Source organism: Roseovarius tibetensis (assembly GCF_050896375.1).
Taxonomy (GTDB): domain Bacteria; phylum Pseudomonadota; class Alphaproteobacteria; order Rhodobacterales; family Rhodobacteraceae; genus Roseovarius; species Roseovarius tibetensis.
Genome location: NZ_JBPBBB010000047.1, coordinates 1 through 21,080, shown reverse-complemented (window position 1 = coordinate 21,080; position 21,080 = coordinate 1). Strand labels below are relative to the sequence as shown.

The 21,080-nt window shown below is 63.7% G+C and carries 24 protein-coding genes; 12 read left to right on the top strand and 12 right to left on the bottom strand.

The genetic code is table 11. The features are described 5' to 3' along the window. The 5 genes from ACROSR_RS17885 to ACROSR_RS17865 all read right to left on the bottom strand — a co-directional run. Nucleotides 1-710, bottom strand: a 710-nt coding sequence (locus ACROSR_RS17885) for an efflux RND transporter permease subunit (RefSeq protein WP_432687248.1), incomplete at its 3' end; no start/stop codon positions are given. Then, nucleotides 707-2,014 carry an efflux RND transporter periplasmic adaptor subunit gene (locus tag ACROSR_RS17880; RefSeq protein WP_432687247.1) on the bottom strand — a complete coding sequence of 436 codons (1,308 nt, stop codon included), beginning with the start codon at nucleotides 2,012-2,014 and terminating at the stop codon, nucleotides 707-709. The genes ACROSR_RS17885 and ACROSR_RS17880, both read right to left, overlap by 4 nt. Further along, nucleotides 2,011-2,262 carry a hypothetical protein gene (locus ACROSR_RS17875; protein ID WP_432687246.1) on the bottom strand — a complete coding sequence of 84 codons (252 nt, stop codon included), beginning with the start codon at nucleotides 2,260-2,262 and terminating at the stop codon, nucleotides 2,011-2,013. The genes ACROSR_RS17880 and ACROSR_RS17875 overlap by 4 nt, the downstream gene beginning before the upstream one ends. Before the next feature lie 85 nt (nucleotides 2,263-2,347). Continuing rightward, nucleotides 2,348-2,560: a YgaP family membrane protein gene (locus tag ACROSR_RS17870; RefSeq protein ID WP_432687245.1), complete on the bottom strand. Its 213-nt coding sequence runs from the start codon at nucleotides 2,558-2,560 to the stop codon at nucleotides 2,348-2,350. A 158-nt stretch (nucleotides 2,561-2,718) separates the two neighbouring features. After that, complete coding sequence (locus ACROSR_RS17865; protein WP_432687244.1) at nucleotides 2,719-3,189, bottom strand: RrF2 family transcriptional regulator; 471 nt, start codon at nucleotides 3,187-3,189, stop codon at nucleotides 2,719-2,721. Nucleotides 3,190-3,335: 146 nt separating this feature from the next. Here ACROSR_RS17865 and ACROSR_RS17860 point away from each other — a divergent pair, with 146 nt between their 5' ends. From ACROSR_RS17860 to ACROSR_RS17845, 4 genes are read left to right on the top strand one after another with little or no spacing between them, the layout of a single operon-like run. Next, nucleotides 3,336-4,745, top strand: coding sequence for a cytochrome ubiquinol oxidase subunit I (locus ACROSR_RS17860; protein WP_432687243.1), 1,410 nt, complete (start codon nucleotides 3,336-3,338; stop codon nucleotides 4,743-4,745). Nucleotides 4,746-4,757: 12 nt separating this feature from the next. Further along, a complete protein-coding gene (gene cydB / locus ACROSR_RS17855; protein ID WP_432687242.1) occupies nucleotides 4,758-5,762 on the top strand; it encodes a cytochrome d ubiquinol oxidase subunit II in 1,005 nt (334 codons plus the stop codon). 11 nt (nucleotides 5,763-5,773) lie between these two features. Beyond that, nucleotides 5,774-5,863 carry a DUF2474 domain-containing protein gene (locus tag ACROSR_RS17850; RefSeq protein ID WP_432687241.1) on the top strand — a complete coding sequence of 30 codons (90 nt, stop codon included), beginning with the start codon at nucleotides 5,774-5,776 and terminating at the stop codon, nucleotides 5,861-5,863. Nucleotides 5,864-5,882: 19 nt separating this feature from the next. Further along, on the top strand, nucleotides 5,883-6,269 hold the full coding sequence (locus ACROSR_RS17845) for a rhodanese-like domain-containing protein (protein ID WP_432687240.1): 387 nt from the start codon (nucleotides 5,883-5,885) through the stop codon (nucleotides 6,267-6,269). 13 nt (nucleotides 6,270-6,282) lie between these two features. Here ACROSR_RS17845 and ACROSR_RS17840 read toward each other — a convergent pair whose 3' ends face one another. Then, the gene (locus ACROSR_RS17840) at nucleotides 6,283-7,188 is read right to left on the bottom strand and encodes a LysR substrate-binding domain-containing protein (protein ID WP_432687239.1); all 906 of its coding nucleotides are present in this window, start codon (nucleotides 7,186-7,188) and stop codon (nucleotides 6,283-6,285) included. A gap of 105 nt (nucleotides 7,189-7,293) precedes the next feature. On the opposite strand from ACROSR_RS17840, the gene ACROSR_RS17835 reads away from it, so the two are divergent. From ACROSR_RS17835 to ACROSR_RS17815, 5 genes are all read left to right on the top strand, one after another. Then, the gene (locus tag ACROSR_RS17835; protein WP_432687238.1) at nucleotides 7,294-7,938 is read left to right on the top strand and encodes a peroxiredoxin; all 645 of its coding nucleotides are present in this window, start codon (nucleotides 7,294-7,296) and stop codon (nucleotides 7,936-7,938) included. Between the two features lie 70 nt (nucleotides 7,939-8,008). After that, nucleotides 8,009-8,890 carry an MBL fold metallo-hydrolase gene (locus tag ACROSR_RS17830; protein ID WP_432687237.1) on the top strand — a complete coding sequence of 294 codons (882 nt, stop codon included), beginning with the start codon at nucleotides 8,009-8,011 and terminating at the stop codon, nucleotides 8,888-8,890. Nucleotides 8,891-9,290: 400 nt separating this feature from the next. Then, nucleotides 9,291-9,971 (top strand): spermidine synthase, encoded by a 681-nt coding sequence (locus ACROSR_RS17825; RefSeq protein ID WP_432687236.1) that lies wholly within the window; start codon nucleotides 9,291-9,293, stop codon nucleotides 9,969-9,971. Between the two features lie 128 nt (nucleotides 9,972-10,099). Further along, nucleotides 10,100-11,536 carry a DUF6880 family protein gene (locus tag ACROSR_RS17820; RefSeq protein WP_432687235.1) on the top strand — a complete coding sequence of 479 codons (1,437 nt, stop codon included), beginning with the start codon at nucleotides 10,100-10,102 and terminating at the stop codon, nucleotides 11,534-11,536. A 587-nt stretch (nucleotides 11,537-12,123) separates the two neighbouring features. Next, nucleotides 12,124-13,020 (top strand): PRC-barrel domain-containing protein, encoded by an 897-nt coding sequence (locus ACROSR_RS17815; RefSeq protein ID WP_432687234.1) that lies wholly within the window; start codon nucleotides 12,124-12,126, stop codon nucleotides 13,018-13,020. A gap of 169 nt (nucleotides 13,021-13,189) precedes the next feature. Here the strand turns inward: ACROSR_RS17815 and ACROSR_RS17810 are convergent, their stop codons facing one another. Then, nucleotides 13,190-14,287, bottom strand: coding sequence for an extracellular catalytic domain type 1 short-chain-length polyhydroxyalkanoate depolymerase (locus ACROSR_RS17810; protein WP_432687233.1), 1,098 nt, complete (start codon nucleotides 14,285-14,287; stop codon nucleotides 13,190-13,192). 416 nt (nucleotides 14,288-14,703) lie between these two features. Here ACROSR_RS17810 and ACROSR_RS17805 point away from each other — a divergent pair, with 416 nt between their 5' ends. Together ACROSR_RS17805 and ACROSR_RS17800 are read left to right on the top strand one after the other, a co-directional pair. After that, on the top strand, nucleotides 14,704-15,312 hold the full coding sequence (locus ACROSR_RS17805) for a sigma-70 family RNA polymerase sigma factor (protein WP_432687232.1): 609 nt from the start codon (nucleotides 14,704-14,706) through the stop codon (nucleotides 15,310-15,312). Between the two features lie 48 nt (nucleotides 15,313-15,360). Further along, nucleotides 15,361-16,839, top strand: a complete 1,479-nt coding sequence (locus tag ACROSR_RS17800) for a phospholipase D-like domain-containing protein (protein ID WP_432687250.1) — start codon at nucleotides 15,361-15,363, stop codon at nucleotides 16,837-16,839. 24 nt (nucleotides 16,840-16,863) lie between these two features. Here ACROSR_RS17800 and ACROSR_RS17795 read toward each other — a convergent pair whose 3' ends face one another. The 4 genes from ACROSR_RS17795 to ACROSR_RS17780 form a co-directional block, all read right to left on the bottom strand. Continuing rightward, nucleotides 16,864-18,168 (bottom strand): cation:proton antiporter, encoded by a 1,305-nt coding sequence (locus ACROSR_RS17795; protein ID WP_432687231.1) that lies wholly within the window; start codon nucleotides 18,166-18,168, stop codon nucleotides 16,864-16,866. Nucleotides 18,169-18,313: 145 nt separating this feature from the next. After that, nucleotides 18,314-18,508, bottom strand: coding sequence for a hypothetical protein (locus ACROSR_RS17790; RefSeq protein WP_432687230.1), 195 nt, complete (start codon nucleotides 18,506-18,508; stop codon nucleotides 18,314-18,316). Nucleotides 18,509-18,845: 337 nt separating this feature from the next. Then, entirely contained in the window at nucleotides 18,846-19,004 is a 159-nt protein-coding gene (locus ACROSR_RS17785; RefSeq protein WP_432687229.1) for a hypothetical protein, read from the bottom strand. 257 nt (nucleotides 19,005-19,261) lie between these two features. After that, the gene (locus ACROSR_RS17780) at nucleotides 19,262-20,005 is read right to left on the bottom strand and encodes a Crp/Fnr family transcriptional regulator (protein WP_432687228.1); all 744 of its coding nucleotides are present in this window, start codon (nucleotides 20,003-20,005) and stop codon (nucleotides 19,262-19,264) included. Nucleotides 20,006-20,165: 160 nt separating this feature from the next. Between ACROSR_RS17780 and ACROSR_RS17775 the strand changes: the two genes are divergently transcribed. Continuing rightward, nucleotides 20,166-20,399 (top strand): hypothetical protein, encoded by a 234-nt coding sequence (locus ACROSR_RS17775; RefSeq protein WP_432687249.1) that lies wholly within the window; start codon nucleotides 20,166-20,168, stop codon nucleotides 20,397-20,399. Between the two features lie 21 nt (nucleotides 20,400-20,420). Here the strand turns inward: ACROSR_RS17775 and ACROSR_RS17770 are convergent, their stop codons facing one another. Then, nucleotides 20,421-20,564, bottom strand: a complete 144-nt coding sequence (locus ACROSR_RS17770; protein WP_432687227.1) for a DUF3309 domain-containing protein — start codon at nucleotides 20,562-20,564, stop codon at nucleotides 20,421-20,423. Nucleotides 20,565-21,080: the final 516 nt, after the last annotated feature.

Here is a 21,080-nt window from a genome sequence, read left to right as displayed (position 1 = left end):
ATGCGGGCCAATGCCTCGGGGCTGCGGCGCTCTTCGGTGAGGCGCAGGGAGATGTCCCGTGCGCCGGTCTCCAGGCTACCCAGTGGCCGGTCGAGGCTTTGCGCGCTGATCCGGGTGGCGAGGTCCGACACGGTCAGCCCGTGCTGCAGCAGCACGGCGCGGGCCACCGTGACCCGGTATTGACGTTCGCCAAAGCCGGTCATGCCGACCTCTGCCACATTCGGCAGGGCGGCGAGCCTGTCCTGCAGGTCCGCGGCATAGAGTTCGAGCTGCGCGGGCGGCATGTCACCGGCCACGGCCACCGAGGCCACGGCATCCGAGCGATGCAATTGCCGCACGATGGCCGGGTCGGCCTCTTCGGGGAAATCGTCGACGGCCGAAATCTCGGTGCGCAGATCGGTGACAAAGCGGCCCGCATCCCCGCCCGGCGCCATGGTCGCCACGGCGCGGGCCACGTTTTCCTGTGCGGTGCAGGTCAGTTCCTGCAGGTGTTCGACGGCGTCCACCGCGTCCCAGATGCGGCGACAGATCGCGTCCTCCACCTCGGTGGCCGTGGCGCCGCGATAGATCACGGAAATCTCGGCCTCGGTGTCGCGGAAATCGGGAAAGGTCTCGCGCTTGAGGGTCGGGGCGGCCATGATGCCCGCCGCCACGATGAGAACCAGAAGAAGGTTGGCCGCGGTCGGGTGACGAACGAACCAGGCGATCATTCGGGTGGCTCCGCCACGACCACGCGCAACCCGGGCAATGCGGGCACGATGTCGTCGAGGATCACCTCGTCACCGGCGGTGAGGCCCGCGGCGATCACGCTCTCGCCCGACTGTGTCCAGGCCACGGTCACCTCGCGAAGCTCGAGGCGCCCGTCGGCGTTGCGCAGATAGACGGTATCACCGCCATGCACCGCCGCTGCGGGCAGCACGATGACCGGTTCGCCAGCCGGCCCCGTCAAGGTGACCTCGACATACATGTTCGGCACCAGCGGCAGACGGGTTGGCGGGTTCGCCCCCTCGTAGGGCGCGTCCACCGCGATCACGGCCGGCACCGACCGGGCCTGCGGATCGAGACCGTTCTCGACACGGATGATCCGTCCGCGCCAGACCTGATCGGGATCCGACACCAGCCGCACCTCCACGGTGATCCGGTCGAGGATCGCGTCGAGTCTGTTCGCGTCGAACCGCATGCCGTCGGGTGCGGCGGCGCCCATCAGGCGCGGAAAGCTGTCGAGGGGCATCTGCGCCACGATTTCCGCCCGCGCGATGCCATCGGCCTGGATCAGGGGCTGACCGCCGGTCACGTATTGATGCTGCTCGACATGAACATTCCCCACCCGGACATCGAACGGCGTGTCGATCCGGGTCATGCGCAGATCCCGTTCGGCACGGGCCTTGGCCGCGTCCGCGCGCGCGATCCGCGCATCGAGACGCGCGCGGCGCACCGGGATCAGGGCCAGCGTGTTCTCAAGCTCCTGCACCGTGCGGCGCAACGCCAGCGTGGCGCGCGTCTGCTCGTCCAGCCGCGCCTGCGGGACCGTGCCCTGTTCAGCGAGCGTCCGAACCCGCGCCAGATCGGATTCGGCCAGGGCCAGCCGGTCCCGTTCTATGTCCAGGATCAGGCGGGTGTTCTCGGCCTCCTGTGCGATCTGCCGGTCTTCGGTCCGCAGGGCGGTCAGATCCGCCTCGACCTCCTTGAGGGTCGTCTCATAGCGGCCCCTATCGATTTCGAGCACGCGTGTGCCCGCGGAAATCATGTTGCCGGTCTCAAGCTCGGGATGGCGAAAGGTCACCGCGCCTGAGACCTCGGCCACCGCCTGCCAGCTTTGCGCCGCCCGCACGGTGCCATAACCGCGCAGCACCGGGGCAACCGGTCGTGCCTCGGCTGTGGTGGTGCGCGCGGCGACCTCGCGCTCCTGTCGGTCGGTCTGCGCCGGCGGTGCGGCAGTCGAGACAAGCCAGATCGCACCGCCGATGCCAAGGACCAGAGGTGGCAGAAGTCGCAACATGCGCCAGAGCTTCATGATCCATCACCTTTTCGTCGCGTGGCCACCGGCAAAATCTGTTTGGGCACCCAATCTTGACCTCTGCGGGCAAGAGCCCGACGAAGCAAGATGGCACAGAAATTTCCACCTTGGACGCGACCGCCATCGGCACCGATCTTGCCGCCTTTTGTGTCGCCAACATTGCAATGTTTCAATGCCTTGGACCAGATGGAAAGCGGGTCACACTTTGACGTTGATCCCCCCTCGGCATCGATCTGAGCCGTCATCGCATCGATGCCGTCACTTGGGGGTCAAAGGCATTTCGACGGGATGGACCGTCATATGCTCATCCCTCGGCTCAGGGCCGGGCTGTCAGCGCTTGCAGGTGCGGATGCCAAGCACCGTGTAGAGCGGGCAGATCCGCATCCCGGCCGTGGCCAGAAGCACGGCGCCGACCGCGACCGCGGCCCATTTCATCGTGCCGCTCTCGAAGACCGGTGCGAGGCCGCCGAGGGCGGTCACAAGAAGCACAAGCCCGACAATGGCCCGTAACGCGCGGTCGATTGTTCCGATATTCGTCGTCATGATGGTCTCCTGTGATTGATCGGTCGCTGTCAGAGATGGCCTGATCCCACCTTCGCGCGATTCGACTTTTTACATTCCTGAACCTGAATATGATTACATAAGATGTAAATGTATAGTACCTTTATGTCGCAACCGCCGAAGGGTCGGTCTGGCCCCGGTCACCCACCCTGCCCCTTCGGCATGACGATCCCGTCCTGCAAGGGTGCGATTCGATCGAGCAGGGCAGAGCGATTGGCGGCGATGTCGGCGATCGTTACGCCATCCAGCACGTCGAGAAACGCCCGCGTCGCCTGCGCGAAGGCGGTCGACAGCCGACAGATACCGATCAGCGGACAGGTATTGGACTCGCTATTGAAGCATTCCACAAGCTCGATCGGCCCCTCGGTCAATCGCACGACGTCGCCGACCCGGATCTCCTCGGCGGGGCGTGCAAGGCAGAATCCGCCGCCGCGCCCGCGCTGCGTGCGCAACAGACCGTCCTTACCCAGCTCGTGCACGATCTTGACGATATGCGGCCGCGAGACGCCGTGGATCTTGACCACGTCATCGATGCGCACAAGCGCAGGACTGCGCAACGCCGCCAGTTGCAGCGCCCGCAACGCGTAGTTGGTGTAACTGGTCAGCCGCATGGTCTACCCTCGATACCTTAGTGTTCAGTCATGTCCTGGACGTTAGCGCGAACTGCGCCCATACGCCACAGTTAAAGATATATTCAAAATATTGCTTTTGTCTGGAGCGCGCGTTACTTCGGGGGCACATCTCAGGAGGTGCCGCAATGTTCGAGACAGCGTCCGCTGAAATCCTGGCACGGGTGCAATTCGCCTTCACCGTGTCGTTCCACATCATATTTCCGGCCTTTACAATCGGTCTGGCAAGCTATCTGGCCGTGCTCAACGCGCAATGGCTGCGAACCCGAGACGAGACCTATCTGCAGCTGTTCGAGCACTGGAAGAAGATCTTCGCCGTCGCCTTCGGCATGGGCGTGGTGTCGGGCATCGTCATGTCCTACCAGTTCGGCACCAACTGGTCGGTCTTCTCCGACAAGGCCGGCCCCGTCGTCGGGCCGCTGATGGCCTACGAGGTGCTGAGCGCGTTCTTCCTCGAGGCCGGCTTCCTCGGGATCATGCTGTTTGGGCGCGAGAAGGTCGGCGACCGGCTGCACATGCTGGCCACCGCGATCGTCGCCGTGGGCACGCTTGCCTCGGCGTTCTGGATCCTGTCGGTCAACAGCTGGATGCAGACGCCGCAAGGTTTTTCCATGAACGACGCCGGACAGTTCGTCCCCGAGGACTGGTGGGCGATCGTATTCAACCCGTCCTTCCCCTACCGCCTAGTGCACATGGTGCTTGCGGCGTTCCTGACGACGGCCTTCGTCGTCGGCGCGGTGGGCGCGCTGCACCTGTTGCGCGACCGCACCGACAGGTGCGCGCGGCGCAACTTCTCGATGGCGATGTGGATGGCCGTTCTGGTCACCCCGCTGCAGATCTACGCCGGCGACCTGCACGGCATCAACACGCTGGAGCATCAGCCCGCCAAGGTCATGGCGATGGAGGGCCATTTCGACAGCCACCCCGAGGGTGCGCCGCTTTACCTCTTCGGCATTCCCGACCAGGAAAAACAGCGGCTGAATTACGCGGTCGGCATCCCCAAGCTCTCCTCGCTGATCCTCAAGCACGACCTCGATGCGCCGCTTGACGGGCTCGACACCGTGGCGCGCGAAGACCAGCCGCCGGTGGGCATCGTCTTCTGGTCGTTCCGGATCATGGTCGCCGTGGGCTTTGCCATGCTCGGGGTCGGGCTCTGGGCGCTGGTGCGCCGCATCCAGGGTCGTCTTTTCCAGAGCCCATGGCTGCACCGCGCCGCACTTGCCATGGGGCCTTCGGGCTTCATAGCCGTGCTCGCCGGCTGGGTGACCACCGAGGTCGGCCGCCAGCCCTTCACCGTCTACGGGCTGCTGCGCACCGGTGACAGCCTCGCACCGGTCTCGGCGCCGGCCGTCGGGGCCTCGCTGATGGCGTTCATCGCGGTCTATTTCTTCGTCTTCGGCGCGGGCACCTATTACATCCTGCGGCTGATGGGTCAGCGCCCCGGCGGCGGACCGCGCGACGTGGAAGGCCCGACCCGGAGCGCCGGGATCACGCCCGCCCCGCAGTTCGGACGCGACGCGGTCGCGCCGGGCGAATAAGGAGGACACGCCATGGAATTCGATCTTGCATTCATCTGGGCCGGGCTCATCGCCTTTGCCGTGCTGACCTACTTGATCCTCGACGGCTTCGATCTGGGCGTCGGGATCCTGTTCCCGCTGGCCGGGTCCGAGACCGACCGCGACACCGCCATGAACTCGGTCGCGCCGGTCTGGGACGGCAACGAGACGTGGCTGGTGCTGGGGGGCGGCGGGCTGTTCGCGGTGTTTCCGCTGGCCTACGCGGTGGTGATGCCGGCGCTCTACATGCCGATCACGCTGATGCTGCTCGGCCTCGTCTTTCGGGGCGTTGCATTCGAATACCGCTGGAAGACGCAAAAGTGGAAGCCCGTCTGGGATGTCGCCTTCGTCGGCGGTTCGGTGCTGGCGGCGCTGTGCCAGGGCATCGCGCTCGGCGCGCTGGTGCAGGGGATCGAGGTCGCGGACCGCGCCTATGCGGGGGGCTGGTGGGATTGGCTGACGCCGTTCTCGTTGCTCACCGGCGTGGCGGTCGTCACCGGTTATGCGCTTCTGGGGGCGACTTGGCTGGTGCTCAAGACCGAAGGCGGTCTGCAACAGCGGATGCGGCGCCTGGCGGGTCCGCTGGCGCTGGCCACGCTGGCGCTGATCGGGGCGGTCAGCCTGCTGACCCCGTTCCAGGACCCGGTCTATTTCGACCGCTGGTTCAGCTTCCCCGCCGCGCTTTATTCCGCCGTGGTGCCGGTGATGCTGTTCTTCGCGGCCATGTACCTGTTCCGCGGGCTGGCAGCAAACAGCGACCATGCCCCCTTCGTCGCCAGCCTCGCGCTTTTCGTGATCAGCTTCATCGGCATCGGGATCAGCTTTTACCCGATGATGGTGCCGCCCGCGCTGACCATCCAGGCGGCGGCGGCCCCGCAATCCAGCCTCGCCTTCGCGCTGGTGGGCGCGCTGATCCTCGTGCCGATCATTCTGGCCTACACGGGCTATGCCTACTGGGTGTTCCGCGGCAAGGTCCGGCCCGGGGATGGATACCACTGATGCGCCCGACCATGAAACGTGTACTGTGGTTCATCACCTTCTGGGCACTCGGCGTCGGGACGCTCGCCGTCGTGGCGCTCGTGATCCGCCTTTTCCTTTGATACGACTACGGAGACCGATATGACACAAGATCAGGCACAATCCGCCACCATCGAGAACTGGACGCCGCAAGAGCTGATGGCGGCGTTTGACGCAGGTGAAGTCGCGATCATCGATGTACGCACGCCGCAGGAATACGCGTTCGAGCATATCCGCGGTGCGCTTCTGGCACCGCTTGCGACGTTCGAGCCACGGCACCTGCCAGCGCAGGACGGCAAGCGGCTGGTCTTTCATTGCGGATCGGGCGTGCGGTCCCGCAAGGTGGCCGAGGCGTGCCTTGCGGCCGGCATGCATCCGGTGGCGCATCTCGACGGGGGCTTCGGCGCGTGGAAGGCCGCGGGCCTGCCGTATGTCACGATCGATCCGTCGACGGGCAGCAACAAGATGGTGACACCCGACAAGACCTGATCCACCGGCCCGGTCACGAGGGTCGGGGCGCGGCCTCTCGCAGGGCCGCGGCCAGTTCCCGAAACTCCGGCACCCGCGCAGAGTTGGGCCTCCAGATCATGACGACCCGGCGCGGGGCGGCCGCGGGGGCGGGCACAAGGGCGATATCATGGCCATCCGCGATCCCGGCCTCGACCGCGATGCGGGGCAGCATGGTGATGCCCAGTCCCGTCTCGACCATGGCGACAAGCGTGTGCAGGCTCGTCGCGGCAAAGCTGCGATCCTCGTGGATATCGCCGGGATCGAAAGCGGAAAGGGCGTGGCGCTGAAGGCAATGCCCGCGCTCGAGCAGCATCATCGGCCGAGCTGCAAGATCCGGCCCACTTACCGATGCCATGTTGGCGAGCGGATGCGCGCGGGCACAGGCCAGCAGATAGCCATCCTCGAACAGATCCTCGTAGGCCAGATCGCCGATATCGAACGGCAGCGCCACGATCGCCGCATCGAGCCGCCCGTCCGACAGCCCGTCGATCAGCGCCTCGGTCAGATCCTCGCGCAGGTAGAGTTTCAGATCGGGATAGTTGCGGCGCAGATGTGGCATGACCTGTGGCAAAAGGTAGGGCCCGACCGTCGGAATCACCCCCAGCCGCAAATCCCCGGAAAGGGGTTTCCCGCTGGCCTGTGCCAGATCGACCAGATCCTCGGCCTCGCGCAGGATGCGGCGCGCGCGCGCGGCGATCTCGGTGCCGATCGGGGTCACGATCACCTGCCGCTTGGTGCGCTCGGCCAACGTCACGCCGAAGAGTGCTTCAAGTTCCTGCACGCCTTTGCTCAATGCGGACTGTGTGACATGGCAACGTTCGGCGGCCCGCCCGAAATGCAGTTCGTCGGCAAGCGCGACAAGGTAAGACAGGTGGCGCAGCTTCGGCAGATTGACCATCAGTCATGCCCTTTTGGAATTATCACGACAACTTTAATTCGTTTCACGAATGTAGTGCAAGCCGTTAGATACATGACGCACGCACAGCAAACAGGAGACGACACCATGACCACGGACACTCAGATCTCTCTGCCCCGGCTCAACGAGCCTGCGCCAGATTTCACCGCGCCCACCACGCATGGCCAGAAGTCGCTCAGCGATTATCGCGGCAAATGGCTTGTGCTGTTCTCGCATCCGGCGGATTTCACACCGGTCTGCACGACGGAATTCGTCGGGTTCGCCGGCCGGGCCAAGGACTTTGCCGCGATCGATTGCGCGTTGCTGGGCCTGTCGATCGACAGCCATTACGCGCACATCGCGTGGACGCGCAACATCAAGGACAATTTCGGCGTTGATATCCCGTTTCCGATCATCGCGGACCTGTCGATGCAGGTCGCGCATGCCTACGGCATGATCCAGCCGGGCGCGTCGGATACCGCAGCGGTACGCGCGACCTTCGTGATCGACCCGGAAGGCGTATTGCGCGCGATGCTTTACTATCCGATGACCAATGGCCGCTCGGTCGACGAGATCTACCGCCTGGTGCAATCGCTGCAGACCTCGACCGCGCATGGCGTCGCCACGCCGGAGGCCTGGCAGCCGGGCGACAAGGTGATCGTGCCGCCCCCCGCCACCGCCGCCGCAGCCGAAACCCGCGCCGGAGAAGGCTACGAGACCACCGATTGGTACTTCTCGACCCGCGATCTTTGACACCGGGCATACGCGGGTGGCGGTGCTTGTCCGCCGTCCCGCAGCCCTATCGGCCACAAGGAGTTCCGACATGACACAGCCCATCGTCAAACCGTTTTACGACACCGCCACCGGAAGCTGGCAATACGTCTTTCATGACCCCGACACGCGCGAGGGCGCGATCGTCGATCCGGTGCTGGATTACGATCCGAATGCGGGCGCCATGGGCACCCGCCGCGCCGACGAGATCCTTGCCTACGTCGCCGAGGAAGGGCTGACGATCACGTGGATCCTCGACACGCATCCGCATGCCGATCACTTCTCGGCCGCCCCCTATCTCAAGGACCGGCTCGGCGCGCCTACGGCGATCGGCGAGAAGGTCGTGGATGTTCAGAAATTGTGGAAGGGGATCTATAATCTTGGGGACGATTTCCGCACCGATGGCGCACACTGGGATCGGCTTTTTGCCGATGGCGAGACCTTCTTGGTCGGCGGGATCGAGGTCGAGGTGCTGTTCACCCCCGGCCACACGCTGGCCTCCATCGCCTATGTGGCCGGCGACTCGGCTTTCGTGCATGACACGCTGATGATGCCGGATTCGGGCACCTCGCGGGCGGATTTTCCGGGCGGGGATGCGGCCATCCTGCATGACAGCATCGAGCGCATCTTGGCCCTGCCGGATGACACGCGCGTCTTCGTCGGTCACGACTACGCGCCGGGTGGCCGGGAGCCGCTCTGCGAAAGCACGGTACGCCAGCAGCGCGAGACCAACATCCACATTCGCGACGGGTTCGCGAAGGCCGACTATGTCGCAACACGCGACAAACGCGATGCGACTTTGCCCCTGCCCGAGCTGATGCTCGCCGCGCTGCAGGTCAACATTCGTGGCGGTCGTCTGCCCGAACCCGAAGCGAACGGACAGCGCTACCTAAAGATCCCGCTCAACCAGTTCGAGGGCGATTTCTCGGAGTGATCTGAACGAACGCCCCGGTTTGATGCCCGCCCTTGCACGCGCGCACCGATGGAGAGCTTCTAACACATGCTCAAGGTCGAGCTGGTTTATCACCGCGTTTACACCCCACAGGACGAAGCGCACCGGGAAATCTTCGCCTCCATCGAGGGATTCTAAAGTTCACGCCGCCTGCACTCCCCTATAGGCTACGAATCACCGGCCGACATGAAGCGTATGGCGGCGTGACCCCCGTCCACTTTTTCAGGGCAGGATCACTTATCACCAATCGTCATAGGCTTTTCAGGTAGCCTCGATCTGCTTGCGATGCGAGGAAAAGGTGACTGGACGGGCGTGCGCCTCGACGGTGGATGCATCGATCGAGTACGTCGCGGGAGAAGTGTTTGAATACAGGATTGTCTGCATGCTGCCTTGGATACATTTGGCGACGGCGACCGCGCCGCAGGGCGACACGCTCCGGTTGATGCGGCGGGGGGACGAGTTCTCGATCCGGATAGACGGGGGCAACGAGCTTATGAACAGCCGCCTGGGCGGCTCGGAAGAGGCGCTCGCCACCTTTTCGCTCGCGCGGCTTGCCGGCCGCGCAGCACCGCGCGTGCTGATCGGGGGCCTCGGCATGGGGTTCACGCTGCGCGCGGCACAAGCGGCCGCACCGGGCGATGCGCGGCTGATCGTGTCCGAGATCGTGCCCGAGCTTGTCGACTGGGCCGGGCACCACATGGCAGCGGTGTTCGGTGACTGCCTCTCGGACCCGCGCGTTGAGATCCGGACCGGTGATGTCGGGGCTGCGATCTGCGCGGAAACGGGCGCGTTCGACGCCATCCTGCTCGACGTCGATAACGGCCCTGACGGGTTGACGGTGGCGGGCAACGACGCGCTTTACAGCGAGGCTGGATTGAAGGCCGCGCGCCGGGCGCTCACCGCCGGGGGCGTTCTCGCCATCTGGTCGGCGGCGCCGGATCAGGCGTTTGCAAAGCGCCTCTCGCGGTGCGGCTTTGATGTCAGCGAGCAAAAAGTGCGCGCCGGGCGCACGAAGCGCGGCGCGCGCCACACGATCTGGATTGCGCTGCGCAGTGGACACTGAGACCCGTCTCGCCCCCTGGCAGAGACCGCCCGCCACGTGGCTACGCCAGCCATTCAAGATTGCCGCTGATCGCCTCATGAGGCAATGTCCAGACTGAAATGCCATCAAGAGTTCGATAGCCCGATCACATGTCCAAGAAAACCCTGAACCGCGCGAACCTCGAAAAACTGGGGCCGGAACGGCTCGCCGCATTGGTCATGGACCTGGTGAAAGGGAACGCCGCGCTCCAGCGCCGGGCGCGGATGGAGCTCAGCGCGGCACAGGGCCCGAAGGAGGTGGCGGCGGATCTGCGCAAACGGTTCGCGTCGCTCCGGCGCGCGACGAGCTTCGTGGACTGGCGCCAGCAAAAAGCCCTCGTCAAGGATCTGCGCGGCCTTTTGTCCATGATCGAGACCACGGTTGCGCCGCATGATCCCGATGAAGCCTTCGATCTGCTCTGGTCCTTCCTTCTGCTGGCCCCGTCGATTCACGAGCGCACCGATGACAGCAACGGGTCGGTCGGCGATGTCATGGGCGATGCCGTGGACATGATCGCGCAGCTGACGCCACGGATCACCATCGACAGCAAGGCTCTGGCCGAGCGGGTACTCGATGCCGTCGCGGATGCCGGCTACGGAGAGTTCGACGGTATCATCCCGGCCACGGCCCAGGCGCTTGGCGATGACGGGCTCGAGCACCTCAAACACATCACGCATGCATGGCAGGCCGCCCCGCCCAGCGAAGAGGCGCTGGAGCTGTATCGAGGCTTTGGCCTGCGCGCCGCGCCCGAGGAGAGCCTCCGCTGCAACAAGGAGCTGACCGCGTCGGTCATCCTCGCGGATATCGCCGATGCGCAGGGCGACGTCGATGCCTACATGGCGCGCTATTCCGCCGAACAATTGACCTATGGCACCATCGCGCCCGATGTCGCGCGCCGCCTGCTGGACGCGGGCCGCGTGGAGGAAGCGCATGACATCATCACTCGCGCCCGCGCCGCCGAGGCGGACGGCCCGTTCCGGATGTTCCGCCATGATCTCGACGAGGTTTACGAGGCCTGCCTCGAACGGCTGGACAGGCCCGAGGATCTCAAAGCACATCTCTGGGCCACCTTCGAGGAGACGCTCAGCGCCCGCGCTTTGCGGAAATATCTGGAATTGCTACCGGATTTCGAGGACATGGAGGCCGAGGAACAGGCCCTCGCCCACGCCGAGTCCTATCCGCATACCGGCGCCGCGCTGAGCTTTCTCATCGATTGGCCCGCGCGTGACCGCGCGGCACGGCTCGTGCTCGCACGGGCCGAGGCGCTGGATGGCAATGCCTATCACATTCTTTCCGATGCCGCCGACGCCCTCGAGGCCGCGCACCCGCTTGCCGCGACCGTCATGCGCCGCGCCATGGTGCGCGACACGCTCGATGGTGGAAAATCAAAACGCTACCGCCACGCCGCGCGCCACCTTGCCGAATGCAAGACCTGCGATGCCGTCATAAACGATTACACTCCCTTCCCGACGCACAGGCAGTTTGTCGACACCCTCAAGGAGAAACACGGCCGCAAATATAGCTTCTGGCAGCTGGTCAATGAGTAAGCCCGACTTGGTGCTGATTTTTGTGCGCATGACCACGAATGCCCGGTTGCAACCCTTTTCTGCGGGTCGCAACCGAGAGCTTTGCGGATGCAGCATTCGCCATGAAGGGCGGATTCTGTGGAAAAACTCACCGCGTGGGTCGGTGGTGCCAGATCATCAGAAAATCATCCCGCGAGAGTGCTTTTCTGCAAACAACGTGTGCCAAGCGCCCTACTAAAAGAACGGGATCGCAAGTTTCCAAGGCGATTTTCGGGTGGCTGAGTTTTCAACAGAATCGGCGGGTTCCGGTCTTTCGCTGCGATGCGCCTGAATGTCGGCTCCAATTCATGAGGACTCGACAATTTGCCTGTGTCGTTTCTTGTCAAGCCCGAAGTGTCGCTATTACCAAAGACGATTGACCCGGCACGCATGAGAAGTGTCACCGAGAGTTGGCCTGATTGCCACCTTCCCCTGACGCAATTCTTTTGGATGGAACGAACCGCGTTTCTGCACGTTCATGTACAGGTCAGCGGACAAGCGATCGGTACTCGATTCCCCGCCCGACCCAAGGAGATTTTCCAATGAAGACGCTTCTCTCGACAACGGCCATGGTGCTCGCGCTTGGCTTCCCGGCGATGACGTTGGCGCAAGAAGCGGCCCCAGCGGCCGAGGCGCAGGCTCAAGCGAAAAGCACGGATATGTCCGGCTTTCTGGCCGAGCGCGGCCAGTCCGATGTCAACGCCTCGGATCTGATGGGGCACGACGTCTACGCGCGCCGCATTTCGGACGAAACTCAGGTCTCCGACGACCAGGCCTCCATCAGCGCGGACGGCACGCACGTCATGAAAAGGATGGACGCGTCCACCCTCAATGACATGGACAATATCGGGCAGGTCAACGAGATCGTGCTTTCGGAAGATGGACAGGTCCGTGCGCTCGTCATCGGTGTTGGCGGCTTTCTCGGCGTAGGCGAACGTGATGTCGCCGTTACCATGGATCAGGTCACATTCGCATACAACACGCAGGACGCGTCGGAGATGTACGTGGTCGTCAATACCGGCACAAGCATGCTGAAAACTGCGCCCGGCTACGATCACACCGCGATGCAAGGCGATGCATCCGACGCCACGGATCGCATGGCCGTGCAAGCCTCTGATGAAACCCGGACAGAGCAGGTGTCGCTGACCGCACCCGAGATGGAGCGGGAGGGCTACCGACGTGTCAGCGGCAGCGAGATATCGACGGAAATGGTGATGGGCAAGACCGTCTACGATGTGAAAGAGACCGATGTCGGCACCGTGACCGACATTATCCTTGATGACGCCGGCATGGGCACGGAAGTCGTCATCGATTTCGGCGGATTTCTGGGAATGGGCAAAAGCCAGGTCGCGATCGCCTACGACGAGCTGACCTTCCTGATCAACGACGACGAGGATGATGTCCGTCTTTATGTCGATGCGTCCAAAGAACAGATCCAGAGCCGCCCGAAGCATGTTGCGATGTGATGCCGCTTGACATGTCGGCCGTGTCGCGACCGACATGATCGAAAGATGCCTCGAAACGTCCATGAAGAAGGCCGCACAAGTGTTTGTGCGGCTTTTCTTTTTTTATTGGGTGGCTGATCAGCCGTCGTGATGGGGCATGTCCTTGGTCGTCTCGAGGTTGACACGCAGGTCAGAGGCGTCGGCCTTGCGCGGGATTTGCAAGAAAGAAACGGACCATCTGCGCGGAGGCGTCCGGACCCTTGCTGTCGGTATAGGATCCGGCCTTGCGACCACCTGACCAGGCATGGCCCGCATCCTCGATTATCCACAGCTCGATCAGGATCGCCCCGTCGGGTCCGGCATAGTCGCTGCGGACATATCCCCGGCCCCTCACGGTGCGATTGCCCACCTTTGCAGGCACGGCATCGCTGCCCATGGCCGCGGCAATGATTGTGTCTGCATTCGACGGATGGACCGTGCTGTCCGCGTCGCCCTGAAAGACGATCCGCCGCACGCGACGCGCCGGTGCCGCGAAGACCGGGGCGCCGGGCGGTGTCGCGCCGCCCTTGCGCATCACCCTCATCGCCGAGATCACGTTGCGGGCCGTGCCACGGGCCAAGCCGGAATGTATCCCTGCCGCCGAGAAGATATCGGGATAAACATCCGCGAGTATCGCTGTCATCCCGCCGCCCGCCGAAAGCCCGGCCACAAAGACGGCATCGCGGTCGAGGCCGAATTCGCGCATCAGCTTGCGGGTCAGCGAGGCAAGGATCGCGGGCTCGCCGGCGCCACGCTGCTGATGGGCCGGTTTGAACCAGTTCCAGCACGACGCCGCATTGTGCCGCGCGGATTGCGACGGGTACGCGATGACCAGCCCGTGCTTTTCGCCCAATGCGTTCATGTGCGTGCCAAGGGCGAAGTCGTCGGCGCCCTGATTGCAGCCGTGCAGCATCAGGATCAGCCCCGCGGGGCGTTTCGGGTTGGAGGCAGGGACATAAAGCTTGTACCCGCGCGCGCCGCTGGCGCTGCGATGCGTTCTGGCTAGATACTGCGCGCCGTCCGGGATCCGCGGCGTCGGGGCCAGCCGTGCGGGCGTACCTGCGGTCTTGGGTCGCTTGCACGTGCGCGAGCGGGACGTCTTGGCGAGAGGTTTGGCCGTCAGCTTGCGGGCCGGCTTGACCATGGCCGCGGTCATCGTTTTCTGGATCCTGCCCAAAGCCTTGGGGGGCCTGGCAAGACGCATCAGGCGTTTGGCCCGGCGCAAGGTCTTCGAGAACGCGTTTTTCACGGGGCGGCATCCTTGATCGGTGGGACAGGTCTCGACATGAGAACAACTCGGCCCGAGTAGATACGCGTTCTGGACGCCGCCGCACTGATACAGGTTGGACACGCGCGAGCGATCGTTGACCGGCGGCGCGTTTTGCAGGTCTTGGTTTGCGCACGTGCTCCGGTCGACCCTCGGCACAAAAACATCTTGTCAGAGGCTGCTGTAGGTTAGCATCCCAAGTCGCGCCACATTGTAAATCTTTTCTGTGCGGTGGTGTTTGAGGTCCTCGCGACCCAGAGCTGACCGATCAAGAATACTCAGGAAAGGAAATACAATGAACCAGATTGTCTACATCGTCGGCGCTGTCGTCATCGTCATCGCGATCCTCAGCTTCATAGGTCTCGGCTGAACACCCGCCCAATTGAGGGATTTTTCCAGTGACCCTGCAGAAGCCGGGCCAGACGCCTGTCGGCATGAGTGAACGCCACGCCTTTCAGCTTCTGCTGCCGCAGCATACGGAGCTTTTGCGCCGCCGCGCGCTGAAGCTCACCGGCAACGCACATCGCGCCGAGGATCTGGTTCAGGACACCCTTCTCAAGGCTTGGGCCAACCGGGACAGGTATCGTCCGGATACCGGTTTGCGCCCATGGCTGTTCACGATCCTGCGCAACACGTTCCTTTCCGGCCTGCGAAAATCCCGACGCGAGGTCGAAGACATCGATGACGTGCGGGCCGGCGCCTTGTCCGAAGAGCCGGCGCAGGAACACGCCCTCGCGCTGAAAGAGTTGATTTGCGTTGTCGCCCGGCTGCCCCTTGGCCAGCGGCGCGCGCTCGTCCTGGTCGGGGCATACGGGTTTTCGCAAGTGGAAGCCGCCAATGCCTGCAAGTGCACCATCGGCACGATCAAGAGCCGGGTCAGCCGGGCCAGAGCCACGCTTGGCCAGGTCCTCGCGCCTGACGAAAAGGGGCACCCTGCCCAAACGCCGCATGTCCGGATTGTGCCGGGATCAATGAGACGGTTGGACGATCTTTTCCGGCGTTGCTGAAGGCGACCCCGGTCATATGGTTGCATGGACCCGAGGAGAACGGTCATGATGTCCGCACCGACAATCCTGCGGCCAGGCGAGACCTGCTGGCGCATCGAGACGGCAGATCGCCTCGGCGTCATCGTCGATGCGGCGGATTATTTCATCGCTCTGCGCGACGTTCTGAAACAAGCGCAGCACAGCGTCATCATGATCGGCTGGGAGTTCGACACGCGGATCGCGCTTGATCCGCGCATCGACAGCGGCGCCGAGCCGAACCGCTTTGGCAGTTTCCTCAGCTGGCTTGTCCGCCGGCGTCCCGATCTCAGGATCCATCTTCTGCAATGGGATGTCGGTCTGGTGTCGATCCTTGGGCGAGGCTCGACGCCGCTCAGGCTCGCCGATTGGATGATCGGACGCAAGATCCGCCTGAAACTCGACAATGCCCATCCCGCGGGTGCGGCGCATCATCAAAAGATCATCGTCATCGATGACGTGCTTGCCTTTTGTGGCGGCATAGACGCCACTGCCGACCGATGGGACACGTGTGCGCACGAGGATGACAGCCCGTTTCGGAAACGGCCCACCTCGAAGCGCGCGTACGGGCCCTGGCACGATGCGACCTGCGCGGTCGACGGTGCGGCGGCGCGCGCACTGGGAGAACTGGCGCGCACGCGGTGGGAGCATGCAACGGGTGAAAAGATGCCGCCGCCGCCCGCCGTCGCGCCGTTATGGCCCGACAGCGTTGATCCCTTATTGAAGGGGGCCGGCGTCGCAATCTCGCGCACGGCCCCGGCCTATGCCGGGCGCGGGGCGGTCCACGAGATTGAGGCACTTTACCATGCGATCATCGCCGCCGCCCGGCGAACGCTTTACATCGAGAGCCAGTACTTCGCGTCACGGCCCTTGGCCGAGGCGATTGCCGCGCGCCTGACCGAACCCGACGGTCCCGAAATCGTGGTGATCAATCCCGAGGTGGCCGATGGCTGGCTCGAGGAAAAGGCGATGGGATCGGCCCGCGCGCGATTGCTTGATGTCGTGACCCGGGCCGACGTTTACGGCCGCTTCAGGCTCTACACGCCCGTGACACGCGGCGGGACCCCGATCTATGTCCATGCCAAGATCGTCGTCATGGACGACACGCTTCTGCGGATCGGGTCATCCAACCTCAACAACCGTTCGCTGGGGTTCGATACCGAATGCGATCTGTCGGTCGAGGTCACGCTAGGCATGACCAACGAGGAAGAGTGCAGGTCGAAAATCGGCGGCTTCCGAACCGCGCTCATCGCCGAGCATCTGGGCGTCGCGCCTCGGACGGTGATGGACACGATTGACGCTGAGAACGGCTCGTTGATCGCGGCGATCGAGGCGTTGCGCGGCAAAGGGCGATCGCTGGTGCCCTTTGTCGCGCCCGAGTTCGGCACTGTCACAGATTCCGTTCTGGGAGAGAACGATCTGCTAGATCCCGAACGACCGGCGCATCGCTGGCGGTCCTTTCAGCCACACGCGCTCTGGACCTCGCTGACGGGTCGAAAAAGACCAGCCTAGCCGTAGGCGGCCGTCACTGTGTCTTTAGCTTTCCGAGGCCGCGTGCGCATCTGTCTCGCTGCTGTCGGTCACGGGATCGCCGGTCCAGGGCGAGGCATATCGATCGACGAGAAAGCTCGTTGCGCCATGAAGAAGCGCGGATGCGAAAATCGTGTACGCCATCAGGGCCCAGAGCTGATCCTCGTTGACGAATTCCATGTGACCGGTCGCATATCCGACGTAATACACCGACCCGATCCCGCGGACCCCGAAGAACCCCACGATCAGCCGGTCGCCCGAGGACATCCCGGTTCCAAGCAAGGAGAGCCAACCGACCAGCGGCCGGATGACCAGAAGCAGGCCGAACCCGATCAATGTGTGCCACCAGTCCAGAACATGCCACAGGGCCGGAAGGATGCTGCCCAGCATGATCAACAGGATCGCCGTCAGCGCATGCTCGAGTGCTTCGCTGAACACATGCAGGCGCTTGTGAAAGTGATGTCCTCTGTGGACACGCCGGCACATGAGACCGGCTGTGAACGCCCCGATGAAACCATAGCCTTCCGCCAGTTCGACGATGCCGTAGCAAAGAAGGACCGCGCCGAGGGCGAGTACGCCGGGGCCGCCGGTCTCCAGCGCGCGGCTGCCCCAGCTGGAAAACAGGCTCCGTCCCAGAAGCCAGCCGATCAGCGCCCCGACCAGCGCCCCCACCACGATGCGGTAGATCACGTCGCGTGCGATCCATTCCAGCAGCCATGCCGACGGATCGGCCCCCTGGGCCGCGATGATCAGCCCGAGATAGACGAACGGAAAGGCAAGCCCGTCATTCAGCCCGGCCTCGGCCGTCAGTGTGAACCGCACAGGATGTTCGCGGCCTTCGCCCGGGGGGCCCACCTGCACATCCCCGGCAAGCACCGGATCGGTGGGCGACAGGACCGCGCCCAGAAGAACCGCACCGGCGACGGTCATCCCGGCCAGCGCCCATCCAAGCAGGGCGACCGCGAGGATCGTCAGCGGCATCGCGAGCAGGAGCAGACGCACGGTCGGGCGCCACCTGTGCCAGCTGCTGATGTTGTCGATCCGAAGCCCGGTGGCGAAAAGCACCACGATGACCACGACCTCGCTGACCATCTCCCATATCCTGGGCGACACCGTCGGATCGAGCACTGGCGGCATGCCGGGAATGACCGCGAAACTCGCCAGCCCGAGGATCATCAGGACACCGGCAGAGGATGCGCCGCGCAGGAACCTGACGCGTGGCAGAAGGTAGGCCACGAAGACCGCCGCGCCCACGGCCGCCATCAGGAGGTGGGTCGATGAAAACTCGAAAAACGGTTCGGCTTCGGACATCTCGCGTCAATTCTCTGTCGATTGAAAGCCTGAAGGTACCGAGGCTTGCGCGCTCTTGCGGGCATCCGGGCCTGCCGAGATGGATCGATCGGGCCTCTCGGGGATGAAAGGCACCGCATCCGAAAACGGATGCGGCGGGATCCCGTCAGTGATGGTTCGTGGTCCCGCGGCTGGCGGGTGCCGCGTTGCGCCATGATGAGGACCCCTTGCAGCGGCGGCAGATCCGGTCACCGAAGCCGTCGCTCAGGAAGGTGGCCTTGCACCTCAGGCAGCTGCGTTCCTTGGGCGCATCACGCAACGCGCGCAATGGCTCGTGCAGGGCGTCGTTTTCATTTTTCATGGCGGATCTCTTGCTAATGGCGATCAAACCGCCATGATCGACATGCGGCAGGTGGCCGTTCGGGATATGTCCATGTGTGCGGATCAGATGATCCTCACGCCTTGGGTTTCGGCTTTTCCGGGGTGTTGGCCGTATCCTTGCCGGGCTTTGCCTTGTCCGGCGTCTTGGCCTTGTCGAGGGCCGTTTCCTTGTTCGTCAGATCCTTGAAAGACATGGATGTCTCCTTTTTTAATCGCCGTCATGCAGGCTCGGAACCGAGCCTCGATGCGGATGTGAGATGAACTCCCGTTTTGCATTGTCGGGGCCCGCAGGGTGCAGGGCCGGGCTTCGGCCGACGTCAGTATGTCTTGTTGTCTTGGGCAGTGTCGGTGACCGCGTTCGCCCCCGCGGCGACATCGCGCCCCAGCCCGGCCGTCGTGTTGCAGCCCGCAAGCGCAAGGGATGTAACCGCCACGGCCAGTATCACGGGCAGCGTGGCAAACCTCTGGATCTTCATGTCGGTGTCTCCGGGTGTGAGAGGCCAGCAGCATTTGCCATCCTCTCGGACCCAACTGAACACCGATTTTCACACGCGCGCACTAACCTGCATCAGTTTTGCCCTGACCGGATCGAGGCAATTGTCGACAACGGCGTCACACCAAATGACTTCAGATTTTTGGTACAAGTGTTTCGGCGTATCCGTGTCGGGTGACCTAGGCTCCCATCCCGTGGCGTCTGGCAGGGCCCTCGCGCATCGCAAGGATCACGGACCCGTCACCGCAGCAGCGGCCCGTCCTGGTCGAGATAGGCGATATCAAAACCCGCGAGCTTCGCCAGCCGGTCGAGATCGTCGAAGGTCACGCGCCCCTTCTGGAACGTGACCAGACCCTCGTCGCGCAGATGACGCAGGACACGGTTCACATGCACCGCGCTCAGCCCGAGCGCGTCGGCAAGATGATATTGCGTCATCGGACAGTCATAGCCGGACTTGTCGCCCACCCCGATCAGGATCAGCCGCGCGCCAAGTTCCAGCAGGAAATGCGCCATGCGCTCCTCGGCCGAGCGGCGGCCGAGATTGACGAGGTGTTCCACCACCATCGCCTCGTCCCGCGAGGCCGCCCAGAGAATGGCGGTGGCAAGGCGCGGGGCCTGCGCGAAGGCATCCAGAATGTCGGATGCGAGGACTTCGGTCGCCTCGATGCGCGTCGCCGCCTCGACGGTGTGATCGGCGGTGCGGAACAGGATGCTGCGCAGCCCCAGGAAATCGCCGGGGATCTGGAAGTCCACGATCTGCCGCTCGCCATCCGGCAACAGCTTGTAGGAACACGCCCATCCCTCGGCCAGCACGAAGGCCGACGCGTTCGATTGCCCCTCGTGGATCATTTCATGCCCGGCCTTGAAGGTCCGGCGGCGTCGATGAAACACCGAAAGCGTTTCAAGATCGACCTGCGACAAGGCGACGAAGGCCGAAAGCTTGCGTGTCAGTGGGCTGTCGAGGGGCAAATCAATGTCTTTCATGAAAAAGCGATGGCATTGGGCAGTGACGGAACAGGTCGATAAATGCGGGCGTCAGACTGATCTGTGTCAGCCCGTCGCGGCGCAAGACGCGTAGGATCGGGTCATGTTGCTGGTCAATGCGGACCTGCGCAGAATTCCCCGATCTGAAAGTGACCCCGACATGCCCCGCCCCGACGATATTCCCGGAACCGCCGCGCTGGCCATCTGCGAATCGCTTCTGCTGGCGTTGAACGATCATAACATCCTTCCCGAGAAAGAGATCGTCGGAATACTCACCGACGCGGCCGCGTCGCATGCAAATGCGCCGCAAGGCGACGAGGATGCGCTGCACGCAGCCGTGGCCGATCTGATCAATGGCATCATCGCGGGCGGCAACTCCGTGCGCCGGCCGTGAGGGCCGACGCCGTGGCAGGCGTCACACATTACCGGTGACAACCAGAAAGAGAACGGCCCCGAGGCCGCCGCTGGGCCCGTGGCCCCAGAAGCGGCTGTGCCGCCATCTGGGTAGCGTGCCGCTCAGTGCGAGAACGAGGATGATGACGAGAATGGTACCGAGCATGGGGGATTCCTTTTCACGGATTGGTTGAACGGGTCCCGGATCTGGCACTTGGAAGCCCCGCCGCGGGGACACGTCACGGCGGGGCCATCCGGCGGCAGCGTCATCTCCTGCGGGATGAACAGGTTGCCGCGCGCCGAATAGGGGTGCGGACCTGCCTGTCGCACGTGCTTGCAGGCGCTCCGGTGACCGGCATCTTCGGCGACGTCATCGACTGCCCAAGAAGTGCCGGTGCGGTCGCGCGATCGGCACCGTGCAGGCAGTTTCGCCGATTATTGCGCGCCCGGCACTAATCCAGATCAGCCTCGGCGACCTGTTCGTGCCGTATTGAGCCACAAGGGCGCATGTTGCGCCTGTAACAATAAAGGGCTTCTAATGTATAAAGCTGCAATCTTCTCAGTGTTCGCGATCACCGCACCTCTGGGTGCCTCTGCCGCGACCGGGTTGTGTCTCGAAAGTGGTGGAAATTCTCCGGCGACGTCCTCCGAGCGGTTTGATTTGCGCTTGATCAAGCAGCGA

Coding starts and splice junctions, on each gene's coding strand:
- ACROSR_RS17825 (WP_432687236.1), top strand. CDS start 9,291: ATGCTGCCTTGGATACATTTGGCGACGGCGACCGCGCCGCAGGGCGAC.
- ACROSR_RS17815 (WP_432687234.1), top strand. CDS start 12,124: ATGGTGCTCGCGCTTGGCTTCCCGGCGATGACGTTGGCGCAAGAAGCG.
- ACROSR_RS17785 (WP_432687229.1), bottom strand. CDS start 19,004: ATGAAGATCCAGAGGTTTGCCACGCTGCCCGTGATACTGGCCGTGGCG.
- ACROSR_RS17775 (WP_432687249.1), top strand. CDS start 20,166: ATGCCCCGCCCCGACGATATTCCCGGAACCGCCGCGCTGGCCATCTGC.
- ACROSR_RS17790 (WP_432687230.1), bottom strand. CDS start 18,508: ATGAAAAATGAAAACGACGCCCTGCACGAGCCATTGCGCGCGTTGCGT.
- ACROSR_RS17865 (WP_432687244.1), bottom strand. CDS start 3,189: ATGCGGCTGACCAGTTACACCAACTACGCGTTGCGGGCGCTGCAACTG.
- ACROSR_RS17875 (WP_432687246.1), bottom strand. CDS start 2,262: ATGACGGCTCAGATCGATGCCGAGGGGGGATCAACGTCAAAGTGTGAC.
- ACROSR_RS17860 (WP_432687243.1), top strand. CDS start 3,336: ATGTTCGAGACAGCGTCCGCTGAAATCCTGGCACGGGTGCAATTCGCC.
- ACROSR_RS17870 (WP_432687245.1), bottom strand. CDS start 2,560: ATGACGACGAATATCGGAACAATCGACCGCGCGTTACGGGCCATTGTC.
- ACROSR_RS17850 (WP_432687241.1), top strand. CDS start 5,774: ATGAAACGTGTACTGTGGTTCATCACCTTCTGGGCACTCGGCGTCGGG.
- ACROSR_RS17840 (WP_432687239.1), bottom strand. CDS start 7,188: ATGGTCAATCTGCCGAAGCTGCGCCACCTGTCTTACCTTGTCGCGCTT.
- ACROSR_RS17795 (WP_432687231.1), bottom strand. CDS start 18,168: ATGTCCGAAGCCGAACCGTTTTTCGAGTTTTCATCGACCCACCTCCTG.
- ACROSR_RS17800 (WP_432687250.1), top strand. CDS start 15,361: ATGTCCGCACCGACAATCCTGCGGCCAGGCGAGACCTGCTGGCGCATC.
- ACROSR_RS17820 (WP_432687235.1), top strand. CDS start 10,100: ATGTCCAAGAAAACCCTGAACCGCGCGAACCTCGAAAAACTGGGGCCG.
- ACROSR_RS17830 (WP_432687237.1), top strand. CDS start 8,009: ATGACACAGCCCATCGTCAAACCGTTTTACGACACCGCCACCGGAAGC.
- cydB (WP_432687242.1), top strand. CDS start 4,758: ATGGAATTCGATCTTGCATTCATCTGGGCCGGGCTCATCGCCTTTGCC.
- ACROSR_RS17845 (WP_432687240.1), top strand. CDS start 5,883: ATGACACAAGATCAGGCACAATCCGCCACCATCGAGAACTGGACGCCG.
- ACROSR_RS17835 (WP_432687238.1), top strand. CDS start 7,294: ATGACCACGGACACTCAGATCTCTCTGCCCCGGCTCAACGAGCCTGCG.
- ACROSR_RS17770 (WP_432687227.1), bottom strand. CDS start 20,564: ATGCTCGGTACCATTCTCGTCATCATCCTCGTTCTCGCACTGAGCGGC.
- ACROSR_RS17880 (WP_432687247.1), bottom strand. CDS start 2,014: ATGAAGCTCTGGCGCATGTTGCGACTTCTGCCACCTCTGGTCCTTGGC.
- ACROSR_RS17780 (WP_432687228.1), bottom strand. CDS start 20,005: ATGAAAGACATTGATTTGCCCCTCGACAGCCCACTGACACGCAAGCTT.